10 protein-coding genes are annotated in these 14,517 nt (G+C 59.7%); 3 read left to right on the forward strand and 7 right to left on the reverse strand.

What is annotated here, in order from left to right:
- Positions 1–78 precede the first annotated feature (78 nt).
- The 3 genes from IM739_RS09905 to IM739_RS09915 all read right to left on the reverse strand — a co-directional run bounded on the left by IM739_RS09905 (position 79) and on the right by IM739_RS09915 (position 3,711).
- Positions 79–978 carry an MBL fold metallo-hydrolase gene (locus IM739_RS09905; protein WP_237367653.1) on the reverse strand — a complete coding sequence of 300 codons (900 nt, stop codon included), beginning with the start codon at positions 976–978 and terminating at the stop codon, positions 79–81.
- Positions 979–983: 5 nt separating this feature from the next.
- Positions 984–2,390: a multicopper oxidase family protein gene (locus IM739_RS09910; protein WP_237367654.1), complete on the reverse strand. Its 1,407-nt coding sequence runs from the start codon at positions 2,388–2,390 to the stop codon at positions 984–986.
- An 85-nt stretch (positions 2,391–2,475) separates the two neighbouring features.
- Positions 2,476–3,711, reverse strand: a complete 1,236-nt coding sequence (locus tag IM739_RS09915; protein WP_237367655.1) for an MFS transporter — start codon at positions 3,709–3,711, stop codon at positions 2,476–2,478.
- A gap of 294 nt (positions 3,712–4,005) precedes the next feature.
- Here IM739_RS09915 and aspS point away from each other — a divergent pair, with 294 nt between their 5' ends.
- Entirely contained in the window at positions 4,006–5,796 is a 1,791-nt protein-coding gene (gene aspS / locus IM739_RS09920) for an aspartate--tRNA ligase (RefSeq protein WP_237367656.1), read from the forward strand.
- 132 nt (positions 5,797–5,928) lie between these two features.
- Here the strand turns inward: aspS and IM739_RS09925 are convergent, their stop codons facing one another.
- Positions 5,929–7,122 (reverse strand): hypothetical protein, encoded by a 1,194-nt coding sequence (locus IM739_RS09925; RefSeq protein WP_237367657.1) that lies wholly within the window; start codon positions 7,120–7,122, stop codon positions 5,929–5,931.
- A 208-nt stretch (positions 7,123–7,330) separates the two neighbouring features.
- On the opposite strand from IM739_RS09925, the gene parC reads away from it, so the two are divergent.
- Entirely contained in the window at positions 7,331–9,607 is a 2,277-nt protein-coding gene (gene parC, locus IM739_RS09930; protein WP_237367658.1) for a DNA topoisomerase IV subunit A, read from the forward strand.
- An 87-nt stretch (positions 9,608–9,694) separates the two neighbouring features.
- Here parC and IM739_RS09935 read toward each other — a convergent pair whose 3' ends face one another.
- Positions 9,695–11,677 carry a putative bifunctional diguanylate cyclase/phosphodiesterase gene (locus tag IM739_RS09935; RefSeq protein ID WP_237367659.1) on the reverse strand — a complete coding sequence of 661 codons (1,983 nt, stop codon included), beginning with the start codon at positions 11,675–11,677 and terminating at the stop codon, positions 9,695–9,697.
- A gap of 329 nt (positions 11,678–12,006) precedes the next feature.
- Between IM739_RS09935 and IM739_RS09940 the strand changes: the two genes are divergently transcribed.
- A complete protein-coding gene (locus IM739_RS09940) occupies positions 12,007–13,050 on the forward strand; it encodes a class I SAM-dependent methyltransferase (protein WP_237367660.1) in 1,044 nt (347 codons plus the stop codon).
- An 86-nt stretch (positions 13,051–13,136) separates the two neighbouring features.
- Here the strand turns inward: IM739_RS09940 and IM739_RS09945 are convergent, their stop codons facing one another.
- Together IM739_RS09945 and IM739_RS09950 are read right to left on the reverse strand one after the other, a co-directional pair.
- Positions 13,137–13,898, reverse strand: coding sequence for an arginyltransferase (locus IM739_RS09945; protein ID WP_237367661.1), 762 nt, complete (start codon positions 13,896–13,898; stop codon positions 13,137–13,139).
- Between the two features lie 123 nt (positions 13,899–14,021).
- Positions 14,022–14,480, reverse strand: a complete 459-nt coding sequence (locus IM739_RS09950; protein ID WP_237367662.1) for an RDD family protein — start codon at positions 14,478–14,480, stop codon at positions 14,022–14,024.
- Positions 14,481–14,517 lie beyond the last annotated feature (37 nt).

Raw genomic sequence — 14,517 nt, forward strand, 5'->3', positions numbered from 1 at the left:
TTCCCTTCTTGCCCGAGATGTCAATATGAACGGGCTTCAAACGCGGATGGAGCCGGCTTTGCAGCCGCGAATTCGCCACTATTCATCCGGGGCGGCACCGCGCAGGACTGCGATGTTTTGGCTGTGGACCTCTTCATACGCGGCGAAATAGCCGATGGCGCCAGTCGAGATTTCTGGCTCCGCGAAGACTGCAAGGCTTTCGTCGTCAAGCCGCGGATCGTCGCGGCGGGCCAGCAGTCGCTCGAGATAGGCCCTGTTGGCCTCAATCAGCGAGGGCGGATAGCCGCCGGCGGCGATGATCTCTTCGGCACCGTGATTGGGCAGGATGCGCCGGATCGGCAGTTCGGCCATTCTCTTCAGGTCGAGGATATGTCGGTCGATATGTTCCGGCTCGGAAATATAGGTGATGGTATCTTCCAGTGTGTCGCCCGCAAGCAGCACGCCCAGCGCCGGGATGAACAGAACGGTGCCATCTGCGCTGTGTATGTCGAATTGCAGCAGCCGGACGGTCCAGTTGCCGATGGTCAGGGTCAGTTCCCGGTCGAAACTTTCGGTCGGCATGACGACCGGCTTGATCGGCGGCGTCTTGTTTTCCAGAACCTCGCGCTTGGCTTTCAGTGTCTCGATCGTCAGGCTGTTGGCGAGGATGGGACAATCGGCGAAGCCGCCGTTGCCCGCCACATGATCGGTATGCCAGTGGCTCATCACGACCCGGATCGAGGTGACGCCGAGACTTTCCAGATGGCGGCGAATGGCATTGGCATGATCGAGGGAGATATGGGTGTCGTAGACCAATGCCTGCGAACCCGACACCAGGGCGAAGCTGGCGACACCGAGGCTGTATGCGCCATCGTCAAGCCAGTTCGGTTCGGCTGAATGCAGCCTCTTTCCCGCAATACGTCCGTCGTAATAGGCAAACAGTCCCGGATAGGGCTGGTGGATGCGCATTGTCGCCGAGATGTCCGTGCCGGTGTTCATTGGTTTCAGACCACCCTGATATAGCCGGTCATCCCGGTCTTTTGATGTTCGATGATATGGCAATGGAAGACCCAGTCACCCGGATTGTCGGCCACAAGCGCCAATTGCGCCTTTTCGTCCGGCAGCATCAGGTAGGTGTCGGAGACCAGCGACTGCTGAATGGTACGCTTGTTCGAAGCGATGACCTTGAAGTTCATCCCGTGCAGATGGATCGGATGAGCATGCGGCGTGACGTTTTCGACATTGAAGATGTAGCTCTTGCCCAGCTTCAATTCCGCGATCGGGTCCATGGGGTCGGCGCTGTCGCCGGGCCATGGCTTCTTGTTGATCGCCCAGAAGGAATAGCCAAGGGTGCCGCAGATGCTGTCCTTGGCGGCATTTTCGGCCGTGGCGCTGAGCAGCAGTGGGATTTCCGTTGCCGTGCCCATGTCGATATCGACACCGGCATTGGCCGCAAGCGGACCGAGGTCGGCGAGGTTGCGCTTCAACGAAGGTCCGACGGAGCGCAGTGAGGCCACCACCTTCGGCGTGGAGGGACGAATGTCTTCCAGCGCGGCAATGACCCCTTCGCTGTCGGGCATGCGCACTGCGAGATCAAGCCTCTGCCCCGGCGAAACCACGACCATGTCGAGCGGTATGCGCACCGGGACGGGATGGCCATCGATCGCGATGATCTCTGCATCGGCGCCGTCAAGCTTGAGATTGAAGATGCGTGTGACGTCGGAGGCAAGGACGCGCAGGCGCACAAGTCCGCCTGCGGGCGCATCATAGGTCGGTGAAAGTTGCCAGTTGGCGGTGCGCACCGTGCCGAAAGTGCCGGTCTTCGCCGCATCGCGCGGCCTGAACTGCGCAATGAACTGGCTGTCGCCGCCAAGCCGCCAGTCGCGCAGGTTCAATGCAAACTCTGCGTCGAATACCGGATCGCTCTTGTCCTCGACAATCAGCATGCCCGCCAGTCCCCGGCCCATCTGCGTCAGCGTATTGCAATGCGGATGGTACCAGAACGTCCCGGCATCCGGCGGGGTGAAGGCATAGTCGAACCGATCGCCCGGATAGACATACGGCTGGCTGAGGAATGGAACGCCATCCTGATCGTTCGGCAAACGGATGCCGTGCCAGTGCACGGTGGAAGGCTCGTCGAGCGCGTTGATCAGTGTGGCCGCGAATTTCTCGCCGCGCTGGACGCGCAGGACCGGCGGCGCGGCCTCGGTTGACCGGCCGTCGCTGTAGCTCATCACCTTGCGCGTCAATCCCTTGCCATCCAGCATCGTATCGATGCTGCGGGCTTCGAGCAGGATCGGATCCGGGGCGGCAATTGCATCGTGGACGCGGGGCAGAAGCGCCATGCCCGCGCCATAGGCACCGGCAACGGCCGCAGATTTGAGCAGGGTGCGGCGCGAGAGACGAAACACAAAAGACTCCGAGTGGTTTTCTCTGTTTTAAAGTTGAGCCGTGCTTTCAGCAATAGAGCGGCGGCGACCATGCTGTCGCAGGCCGTCAGTCGTCTCTCTCGGATGGCGGCGCCGCAAGCTTGGTAAAATAGGTCGAGGTGCGCAGCAGATTGCGAAACCGCATGCGCCGTTGTTCGGTCGGCACGCCTTCGCGGGCGGTGATGCGGAAGAAGGTGTAGCCCATGAAGAAGGCGAGCACGACGATCATGTAGGTAAACAGCGCATGCGGTCCGAAGGCATCGATCAGGAAGGATGCAAACAGCGGTCCGATGACGGCGCCGACGGACCAGAAGAACAGGGTGCCGGCCGAGACCAGCGCATGCTGCCCCGGTGCCGCGTGGTCGTTGGCATGGGCCGAACACAACGAATAGAGCGGCATGGCGAATGCGCCGAAAGCAAAAATGCCGATGAAGTTCAAAAGCTCGCTCTCGCCCGCGACGAAGGCGAGGAAGATGCAGGCGGCCAGCGCACCAAACGTGGCAATCAGCATCACGACGCGCCGGTCGAGCTTGTCGGAATAATGCCCGAGCGGATACTGCAGGACGATACCGGCAAAGATGCCGATGCTCATGAAGGTGGCAATGCCGGTGACCGACAGGCCGATCCCGTCGGCATAGATCGGTCCCAGCGACCGGAAGCTGGAATTGGTCAGGCCGACGATGATGCAGCCGACCGTGGCGAGCGGCGAGACCGACCAAAGCACCCGGATATCGAATTTCACATCCTGCGGCGGGGCAGGGCTGGAGCGGTCGGCAAACGAGATCGGCACCAGCGACAGGGTCAGGGCCATCGAGATGATGGCGAAAAGGTCGAAACCGCCGAGGCCAAAGACCGGGATCAGGTATTGCGCCGCCGTGACCGAGCCGAGGTCGACGAAACGATAGATCGACAGCGTGCGCGCCCTCGTGGAATTGGTCACCCGCGCATTCAGCCAGCTTTCGACGACGGCGAAAAGTCCGGCGAAACAGATGCCCTGGATCAGGCGCATGGCAAACCAGGACGCCGGATCGATCACCATGACCATCATGATCGATGCTGCGGAGGCAATCGCGGCAAGGGCGGAGAATGTGCGGATATGGCCGATGGCGCGCATGATCTTGGTGACATAGATGCAGCCGATCACGAAGCCGATGAAATAGCCCGTGCCGATCATGCCGATCACCGAGGGTGAAAACCCCTCTTCGAGCGCTCTCAGGGATATGAAGGTACCCTGAAGGCCATTGCCCCCGATTAGAATGCCAGCCGTGAGAAGAAGCGGGATGAGCGGACGAATGTCATACATGAACTGGTTTTTCTGCGCGAGCGACGGGGGAATCAGACGGTTTATCCCGGATCATTTGGCTGACAATAAGTCGCCTATGCGTCAGACAACAGCAAAAGCATTGAATGGGCGCATCAACGAAACCGATGGGAAGAGGCCGGGCCGGTCCTCCACCCGGCGTCGCGGGCACTATCCCATTTTGCCTTCAGCCTTGACAAATCAGGCGCACCATGCGCTTTTCCGCCCGATTTTCTATCGGCCGTGTGCTGCTCCGTGAAGCGCCTTTCCGGCCGTCATACATCGGGAAACCTGACCATGCATCGTTACCGCAGCCACACCTGTGCCGCACTCCGCAAGTCCGACGTCGGCTCGACCGTTCGTCTCTCCGGCTGGGTCCATCGCGTCCGTGACCATGGCGGCGTCCTGTTCATCGACCTGCGCGACCACTACGGTATTACCCAGGTTGTCGCTGACCCGGACAGCCCGGCATTCAAGCTGGCTGAAACCGTGCGCGGCGAATGGGTCATCCGTATCGACGGCCTGGTCAAGGCCCGCTCGGAAGACACCACCAACAAGACGATGGCAACCGGCGAGATTGAACTCTACGCCCAGGAAATCGAAGTCCTGTCCGCCGCCAAGGAATTGCCGCTGCCGGTCTTCGGCGAGCCGGACTATCCGGAAGATGTCCGCCTCAAGTACCGCTTCCTCGACCTGCGTCGCGATACGCTGCACCGGAACATCGTCAAGCGCACGCAGATCATCTCCGCCATGCGCTCGGGCATGGCCGATGCCGGCTTTGCCGAATATTCGACCCCGATCCTGACCGCCTCCTCGCCGGAAGGCGCGCGCGACTTCCTGGTTCCTTCGCGTATCCACGAGGGCCAGTTCTTCGCGCTGCCACAGGCGCCGCAGCAGTACAAGCAGCTCTTGATGGTCGCCGGTTTCGACCGTTATTTCCAGATCGCTCCCTGCTTCCGCGATGAAGACCCGCGCGCCGACCGTCTGCCGGGCGAGTTCTATCAGCTCGACGTCGAAATGAGCTTCGTCACCCAGGAAGATGTGTGGGAGACGATGGAGCCGATGATGACCCATGTCTTCGAGCAGTTCGCCGAAGGCAAGCCGGTGACGCAGAAGTGGCCGCGCATTCCCTACGATGTCGCGATCCGCAAGTATGGTTCCGACAAGCCGGACCTGCGCAACCCGATCGTCATGGAAGGCGTCACCGACCATTTCCGCGATTCCGGCTTCAAGGTCTTCGCGGGCATGATCGCGTCCAACCCGAAGGTTGAGATCTGGGCGATTCCGGCCAAGACCGGCGGTTCCAGAGCCTTCTGCGACCGCATGAACGCCTGGGCGCAGGGGCAGGGCCAGCCGGGCCTCGGCTACATCTTCTGGAAGGAAGAGGACGGCAAGGTCGTGGGCTCGGGCCCGCTCGCCAAGAACATTGGCGAGGAGCGCACCGAAGCGGTCCGTACCCAGCTCGGTCTCGAAGCCGGCGACGCCTGCTTTTTCGTCGCTGGCGAGCCATCGAAGTTCTACAAGTTTGCCGGCGAAGCCCGCACCCGCGCCGGCGAGGAACTGAACCTCGTCGACCGCGACCGTTTCGAAATGTGCTGGATCGTCGACTTCCCGTTCTACGAATGGAGCGAGGAAGAAAAGAAGATCGACTTTGCCCACAACCCCTTCTCGATGCCGCAGGGTGGTCTGGAGGCCTTCGACAGCCAGGATCCGCTGACGCTCAAGGCCTATCAGTATGACGCCGTCTGCAACGGCTTCGAAATCGCCTCTGGCTCGATCCGTAACCAGTCGCCGGAACTGATGGTCAAGGCATTCGAAAAGGTCGGCCTGAGCCAGCAGGACGTGGAGGATCGCTTCGGTGGCCTCTACCGTGCCTTCCAGTATGGCGCACCGCCGCACGGCGGTTGTGCCTTCGGTGTCGACCGGGTCATCATGCTGCTGGTCGGCGCGAAGAACCTGCGCGAGATCTCGATCTTCCCGATGAACCAGCAGGCCCAGGACCTGCTGATGGGGGCACCGTCGCCGGCAACGCCCACCCAGCTGCGCGAACTCGCGCTGCGCGTCGTGCCGCAGCCGAAGAAGGACTGATCGCCGCGATCGAGCGATGGAACTGAAGAGGCCCCGGATTGCTCCGGGGCCTCTTTCTTTTGTCGGCGCTCCAATGAAAAAGCCCGGATGTGAACATCCGGGCTTTCGTTTCGAACCTGGCGTTGAACGACTTCAGTCGTTCGCGGTCACCTTGACGCCGATCAGCGCCGGAATGCTCTCGGGCGCGCCCATGGCGGCACCGATGATCATCGGGAAGGCGACAGGATTGGCCGGCTGAGCAAGGATCGTCAGCGCCTTCGGATCGTCGATGTAAGCGTTGACGGCCGTGGAGACCTCGTTCTGCAAGGCGCCGAGCTTGGCCTGCGCCAGCAGGATCGGCAGCATGCCCTTGATCATCTGGCCCATCTGCGCGCCGTCGGTGCCCTGGGTCTTGCCCGCATAGTCGAGGCCGCGCTTGGTAATGCCGGCATCTTCGAAACGAACCTTGGCATTGATCAGTGACAATTGCTGTACCAGGCCGAGCATGGCCATGCCTGCGGCCTGCTGCGCCTGCTCGTTCTTCGGATCGGTCTGCATGGTGCGTGCCTGCTCCTGCATCTGCTTGACGAGATCCAGCGTGTAGCCGGACATGCCGAAGGACAGGCTCAGCTTGCCGATATTGGCGAAATCGATCGAGTAGTCCTCGATGTCGATCGTGCCGCTGTCGATTTCCCAGCTGCCGGACATGCTCAGATTGCCATCCAGCGTCTGCAGGCCGAGTGCATCGATCGTTTCCTTGCTCTTCGGATCTTCGACGACGGTCAAGTCTGCCTTGATGGCGGTTGCGGAACCTTCAAACGAGATCGTCTTTTCGTCTTCGGACAGGCTCATGGTGCCCGTCGCCTCGTTCATCGAGAAGACCTGCTTGCCATCGACGGTGACATTGACCGGGCCGCTATGCGCTTCCTCGTAGAACATCATCGAGTCGATGCCGGTGGCATTGACATCGCCCGGAATGAAGACGCCGGCAAGGTAGAGATCTTCCACCGAAAACGTCGACTTTTCTTCCGTCATGTCGATTTCCGGGAATTCGACGCGGTCGATATAGTAGGCGCCGCCATCTTCCTCGCTGACGCCTTCGAGCGTGAGCTCTTCGAGTTTCAACGGGCTTTCGGTCGAACCATTGACGGTAAATTTCACCCCTTTCAGGATGACGTCCTCACCGCTCACATCGACCGAATCAGCGGAGATGACAGTGCCGCCGGTGGCAAATGCGGCATTGAGCTTTTTCAGCACATCCTGACCGTCAAGAGCCCAGGCCTGGCTGGAAAGAGCGCTGAGGGCGGCTCCGGCGAGCAGGATCCGGGTGGAGCGATAGATCGTCATCGAGTGTTCCTCTGTAAGAATGGCCGGTGTTTCGACACTCGGCATGAATTCCGTGTCATTTATATGAGGGATTGTAAAAAGTTCCATCGCTTTTCCACCGGCAGAGTTAAGCGGCTGTTGTTTGGTGATCGGGATCACACAGCGTTAATCCACAGCCAGAATCCCCGGATTCCTTGCCGTTGCGCCATATCTCGGCTAGGCAGGGGGCATGGGGAAAAATCTAATTCCGCCCGGCGACGGGGGCGATCACATCCAGCCAGTGGACCTTAAGGCAGCGCTCGAAGAGCGTTACCTTGCCTATGCGCTTTCGACCATCATGCACCGGGCGTTGCCCGACGTGCGCGACGGCCTGAAGCCGGTCCATCGTCGCATCATTCATGCGATGAGCGAGATGGGCATTCGTCCGAACTCGGCGTTTAAGAAATGTGCCCGTATCGTCGGTGACGTGATCGGTAAATTCCATCCGCATGGCGACCAGTCGGTCTACGATGCGCTGGTGCGCCTGGCGCAGGATTTCTCCCAGCGCTATCCGATCGTCGATGGTCAGGGCAATTTCGGCAATATCGACGGCGATAGTGCGGCTGCCTATCGATACACCGAAGCACGCATGACCGATGTCGCAGCCTTGCTGCTGGAAGGCATCGATCAGGACGCTGTCGATTTTCGCCCGACTTACAACGAAGAAGACGACGAACCGGTCGTCATGCCGGGTGCGTTTCCCAACCTGCTCGCCAATGGCTCTTCCGGCATCGCGGTTGGCATGGCGACCTCCATCCCGCCGCACAACGCGCATGAACTTTGCGACGCAGCATTGTACCTGATCAAGAACCCCGGCGCGCCCGTCGAGGAACTGCTGGCCGATCCGGCTAATCCCCAGAAGGGCGGTATCGAAGGTCCCGATTTCCCCACCGGCGGCATCATCGTCGAAAGCCGCGAAAGCATGCTGGAGACCTACCGCACCGGTCGCGGCGGTTTCCGCGTCCGTGCCAAGTGGGAGACGGAGGATCTTGGCCGTGGCGGATACCAGATCGTCATCACCCAGATCCCGTTCCAGGTGCAGAAATCGCGCCTGATCGAAAAGATTGCCGAACTGCTGATCGCCCGCCGCCTGCCGCTGCTCGAAGATATTCGCGACGAGTCGGCCGAGGATGTGCGCGTCGTTCTGGTGCCGAAGAGCCGCACTGTCGATCCGACCATCCTGATGGAATCGCTGTTCAAGCTGACCGAACTCGAAAGCCGCATTCCGCTCAACATGAATGTTCTGTCCATGGGCAAGGTGCCCAGGGTCATGGCGCTGAACGAGGTTTTGACCGAGTGGCTCGACCACCGCAAGGACGTACTGGTGCGCCGGTCGAGCTTCCGTCTGGCGGCGATCGACCGGCGTCTGGAAATTCTTGGCGGCCTGCTGATTGCCTACCTCAACCTCGATGAGGTGATCCGCATCATCCGGGAGGAGGACGAACCGAAACCTGTGATGGTCGCGAAGTGGGATCTGACCGACAACCAGGTTGAAGCTATCCTCAACATGCGCCTGCGCAATTTGCGCAAGCTTGAGGAATTCGAGATCCGCAAGGAGCATGAGGAGCTTTCGGCAGAAAAGGCCGAGATCGAATCCCTGCTCGCCTCGGCCGACAAGCAGTGGCAGACCGTTGCCTGGGAGATCGGCGAGGTCAAGAAGAAGTATGCCAAGGCAACCGAGCTCGGTCGCCGCCGCACGCTGTTCGCCAATGCGCCGCAAGCCGACATCGAAGCCATCCAGCAGGCCATGATCGAGAAAGAGCCGATCACGGTTGTGATTTCCGAAAAGGGTTGGATCCGCGCCCTCAAGGGCCACATCTCCGACACGTCATCCCTGACCTTCAAGGAAGGTGATGGACTGCGTGTGGCCTTCCCGGCCCAGACCACCGACAAGATCCTGCTGGTGACAACCGGCGGCAAGGTCTACACGCTCGGCGGAGACAAGCTGCCGGGCGGTCGTGGTCATGGCGAACCGCTCCGCATCATCGTCGACATGGAAAACGACCAGGACGTGCTGACGGCCTTTGTTCACGATCCGAGCCGCAAGCTGATCCTCGCTTCGACCGCAGGCAATGGTTTCATCGTGCCGGAAGGCGAGGTGGTCGCCAATACCCGCAAGGGCAAGCAAGTGATGAATGTCGGCATGCCGGACGAAACCAAGCTGGTTGTCACCGTCACGGGCGATCATGTCGCTGTCGTCGGTGAGAACCGCAAGATGGTCGTGTTCCCGCTCGCCCAGATCCCGGAAATGACCCGTGGCAAGGGTGTGCGGCTGCAGCGCTACAAGGACGGCGGCATTTCCGACGTTAAGTGTTTTGCCATTGCCGACGGGCTGACATGGGAGGATTCGGCAGGCCGGACCTTCACCAAGACCAAGGACGAGCTGGTCGAATGGCTCGCCGATCGTGCGACCGCCGGCCGTATCGTGCCAAAGGGTTTCCCGCGCAGCGGCAAGTTCGCAGGCTGAGCTGCGCAACGGCAGTTAGAAGAAAAGCCGATCGTTTCGCGATCGGCTTTTTTGTTTTCTTGCAATCATTGAAGACGGCGGCATTGTTCAGCGCCCGACGGCTGCCGGCAACTTTGCCAGTTCCCTGAATTCCGTCACCGGCGCCGGCCGGCCGAGATAGAAGCCTTGACCGTGCAGGATGCCGAGTTCGTGCATCAGGGCCACATGCTCGGGCGTCTCAAGGCCTTCGATGAGGATCTTGTGGCCGCGATTGCGCACCAGGCGAATGATGTCCTCGAGCATCGAGCGGCCGTGCGGCTTGTCCGTATCCTGCAGAAACGACCGGTCGATCTTGACGGTGTCGAAGGGAAACAGCCGCAGCCAGGAGAGGCCGGCAAAGCCGGTGCCGAAGTCGTCAAGCCAGATCCGGATTCCCATGGATTCCAGGTCCTTGATGCAACGGATGACGTCCGACTGCCCTTCCATGTCGATGCCTTCGGTGATTTCGAAGGCAAGCCGCTCACCCTTGACGCCGGTCTCCTCGAGGATCGTCGAGACCGCGAGGGCAAAGCCGCGCGACTTGAGCTGGATGGCGGAGACATTGACGCTGGAAAGCGGAACATGCCCCGGCGCCAGCATTTCGGTGCAGACCCTGCGGATCGCCCAGAGGCCGAGTTCCAGGATCGAGCCGGTGCGCTCGGCGATCGGAATGAACTGCCCGGGAGAAATGGGTGTGCCGTCGATCATCTGCAGTCGCATCAGCGCTTCGACGGCCTCAAGCTTGCCGGTTTGCAGGTTCTGGATCGGCTGGTAAACAAGCCTGACGAGGTCCTTCTTCACCGCCATGCGCAGCAGCGAGGCGATATTCTCGTTGTCGTCGCTGCTGAGTGGATCGTCGGGATTGAACAGGCGAATGCAGTTGCGGCCGTTCGCCTTGGCGGAATAGAGCGCGCGGTCAGCCTCGTCGATGATCCGCTCGAGCTTAGGTCCGGAATTCGGTCTGGTATAGGAGGCGCCAACGCTCACCGTGACCACGGCCTGCCCGTCACGGCGCTGGTCATGGACCAGGTTCAGTCTTTCCACCGTGCTGCGGATGATTTCAGCCAGCATCGAGACCTGGTCGCGCTTTGCGATCTGTGCCAGAACGATGAATTCCTCGCCGCCGTAGCGGCCGAGCGAGGCGTTGTATGGCGTCAGTGCTTCCTGAAGCGCATTGGCAACCAGAATAAGACAACGGTCACCCGCCTGGTGACCGTAAAAATCGTTGTATTTCTTGAAGAAGTCGACATCGACCAGGACTGCGGCAAAGCCGGTGCCGTCGTTGTGCCACGCATTCCACAGGTCGCGAAGCCGCTTGTCGATTGCCCGGCGATTTTCGATGCCGGTCAGATAATCCGTGTTCGACAGCCGCTCCAGCGACTTGCCGCGCTGTTCGGCTTCATAATGCTGGTGCTGTGCTTCCAGCGCATTCAGGAAGACGTTGTAGCGCTCGCCATTCAGTTTCCAGTTGATGTAGGACGTGAAGATGAAGCAGGAAATGTAGAATGTGCCGAATGCGACCAGATAGGGAATATCGGTCGGGAAGAGCATCATGATGCTGGTGAAGAAGATCACCAGGACGAAGGCCGAGGTCACGGCCGACAACAGCACGAAGAAGCTGAAAAACAGATTGGCGCCCATCATGAAGATGGTACCGAAGATCATGTAGTAGCGGATACTCTCCGTCGCCGTGGTGGTGGCAGCCGGCATCAGCCAGAACAGATAGCCCGTCACCAGTGCGGCAGCGCAGGTAATGTCCAGCCATTTGGCGCCGGCGCGAAACCAGACCAGCGTTTCGAGCACCGTCAGAACCGATGCCCCGACCATGAAACGCGCTACGATCGTATCGCGGGCAACGTCGGAAATCAGGATGATGTCGGTGATCGCAAACAGCAGATAGACAATGACGGCGACCCATAACCCCTGGCGCGCCGCTCTGGCACGCCTAGGCTCTATATGGCGCCGGTACAGGCTATACAGCTCCGCCGTCGGAGCGTCCTGCGGCCGCTGAGGCCAGCTGGCCTCAATTGCGTTGAGCAAGGTCGTCTGCATAGAGCAATCCATCGATTAACGCTCCGTCCCATACAGAGCCGATGTCGGTCGCACGAACCCCGGTAGGAATAGACAATAAGCACCTGCTTTTCTGTATCACGGGCCGTCCATCCAGTCATTCGTGCATAGCGCAACTTCGAGAAGAAGGCCAACCGGCTTCGAGTTGCATCCCAAAAAGGTTCAGCGCGATCGTTCCGGGCACGGCGTGTGGATGCCAATAGCATTAACCAAACTACTTAAAAGTTACCAAAGTGAGTAGAACCCCTCCTCAATTACAACTATGGTAACTAAATTCTTAACGGTAACTCTTGTGTTTGGTGGGTCGGCGTATGAGACAGATCGAAATTTCATTGGACGGCGAAAGCCTTATTACTCCTGAATCCATTGCCGCGCACATGGTTGCGCCCGGAACCCGCTGGAAGGCGGACGAATTGCAGAATGCCAAGGTAGAGCTTGGCCTGATGCTGAATATTGCGATGCAGCAATTCGAACGCGGCGCCGAGCCGCAGCAGGTCATTCACCGTATCGCCGGTTCTCTTCATGAGGCCCGCATGCGTTACGAACCGAGCGTCTGGCAGCAATTGATCCCGATTGCCCAGCAACACCCGGTTGCAAGCTATTTTCTCCAGGACCCGTTTACCCGCTGGTCCTTTACAAAGCCGCGCGGTTATTCCGGGGATGCCCAGCTTCTCGATTTTATCTACGGCCACCCGAGCGTTGCCGACGAGATCGCCAAGGCGACACCGCTTGGCAAGGCGCTCTATGACTACACCAAGGATGCGTCATCCTCCGTTGCTGTCCGCGAGCGTCGCGACCTGCTGACTCAGCATGTTGATGAAATTGCTACATCTCGTGGTCCTGGAGCGGAAATCCTGACGATCGCCGCCGGTCATCTGCGCGAAGCCAATCGCTCCAGCGCCCTCAAGGAAGGGCGTTTGAAGCGCTGGGTTGCGCTGGACCAGGACCCGATCAGTGTCGGTTCGATCACGCGCGATTTCTCAGGAACCTGCATCGAAGCAATCGATGGTTCGGTCCGTGGTCTCCTCGCTGGTCGCCACCAGCTCGGCACGTTCGACTTCATCTACGCGGCCGGTCTCTACGACTATCTCAACGACAAGGTGTCGATGAAATTGACGCAGCGTTGCCTCAGCATGCTGAAGCCGAACGGTGTCTTCCTGTTTGCCAATTTTGCCACCGACATCGGCGTCGACGGCTATATGGAGAGCTTCATGAACTGGGCTTTGCTGCTACGCAGCGAAGAAGACATGTGGCGCATCATCAACGGCAGCGTCGGTGATCAGAAGTTCGAAGGCAGCGTTCGTTTCGGCCAGAACCGCAATGTCGTTTACGGCATCATTCGCAAGCTGTCCTGAAACGAAACAACAAGGCCCCGGATGGCTTAATAGCATCCGGGGCCTTGTTGTATGAATTTGGTACAACTGCCTGATAGACTTGGCGGTTATTCTTTTGTTTCGGGAATGAAACGTGTCCAGCCCTGATTGAGCAGATGCTCCTGCGGCTGGAATCGGGTCTTGTAGCCCATCTTGTGCGATCCCCGCACCCAATAGCCAAGATAGACATGCGGCAATCCCAGCGTCCTGGCGCGGGATATGTGATCAAGCACCATCATCGTGCCCAGGGAGCGTTTGTCCATCGTGGGGTTGAAGAAGGAATAGACCATCGACAGCCCGTCGCTCATCAGGTCGGTGAGCGCAACGGCGATCAGTTCGCCTTTCGGGTGCGCTGAAAGTCCGTCGCCGGGACTGCGCAGGCGATATTCGATCACTCGCGTCTGCACATGGCTGTCCTCGATCATGATCGCATAGTCCAGTGCCGACATGTCCGACATGCCGCCATGCGGGTGCCGGTCGTCGAGATAGGCGCGAAACAGTGAGAATTGCTCGGTCGAGGGCTGGGCGGGAAAGATCGTCGCAATCACATCGAGATTGCTTGCCTCGACCCGGCGGAAAGCGCGGCTGGGCACGAACTCATTCACGAGGATCCGGACGGAGACGCAGGCGCGGCAGCTTTCGCAGGCCGGGCGGTATGCAATGTTCTGCGACCGGCGGAACCCGCCTTGCGTCAGAAGGTCGTTCATTTCCGTCGCCCGCTGGCCGACCAGATGCGTGAACACCTTCCGTTCCATTTCCCCCGCCAGATAGGGACACGGCGCCGGAGCCGTGAGATAAAACTGCGGGGATGGAGAGGTTTGGGTATTCATCTGCCGCTGACGAGAATCCTCTTGCCTGTCGTGATTGGATAGGATGGCGCAAGATTGCAAAAGGTCAACACTCCGGTGTGGATTGCCGGAGTGTATTCTTGGTCCAGGACTGAAATGCTAGGTTCAGGCCGTGCGTATCGTTGCCGTACCCAGCAACAGATCATGGACCAGACGCGACCGCTCGATGAACAGACCGGCCAGAAGAATGAGTGGCGTCAGGATCGAGTTCAGGATCCAGAACAGCGCAAGATGGGCAATTGCCGTGACGAAATCGAGCTTGCGGCCGTCCAGACGGACCATGGCGATGCCCATGGCGCGCATACCGGGCGTTGCCTGTGCGGCACCGGCCAGCGACATGCCGAAATAAAGCCCTGCGACGATGAAGAACAGGATCGGATAGAGCAACCAGCCAAGGCCCAGTGTCAGGATGCCGAGGAAGAACACGACGACGGCCGCCGGTATCCACAACAGCGCGACCAGCATGTAGTCGATGATGAAAGCGAACACCCGCCGAGACAGCACGCCGCTATAGGCACGCCAGTCTTCGGGGGCGGCGTAGATCGGGTTGCTGTCGAGGCTCATGGTCGGCTCCTTTGATATTGCCCATCAGATATGGTGA

It is taken from the genome of Rhizobium sp. SL42, assembly GCF_021729845.1.
Classification (GTDB): domain Bacteria; phylum Pseudomonadota; class Alphaproteobacteria; order Rhizobiales; family Rhizobiaceae; genus Allorhizobium.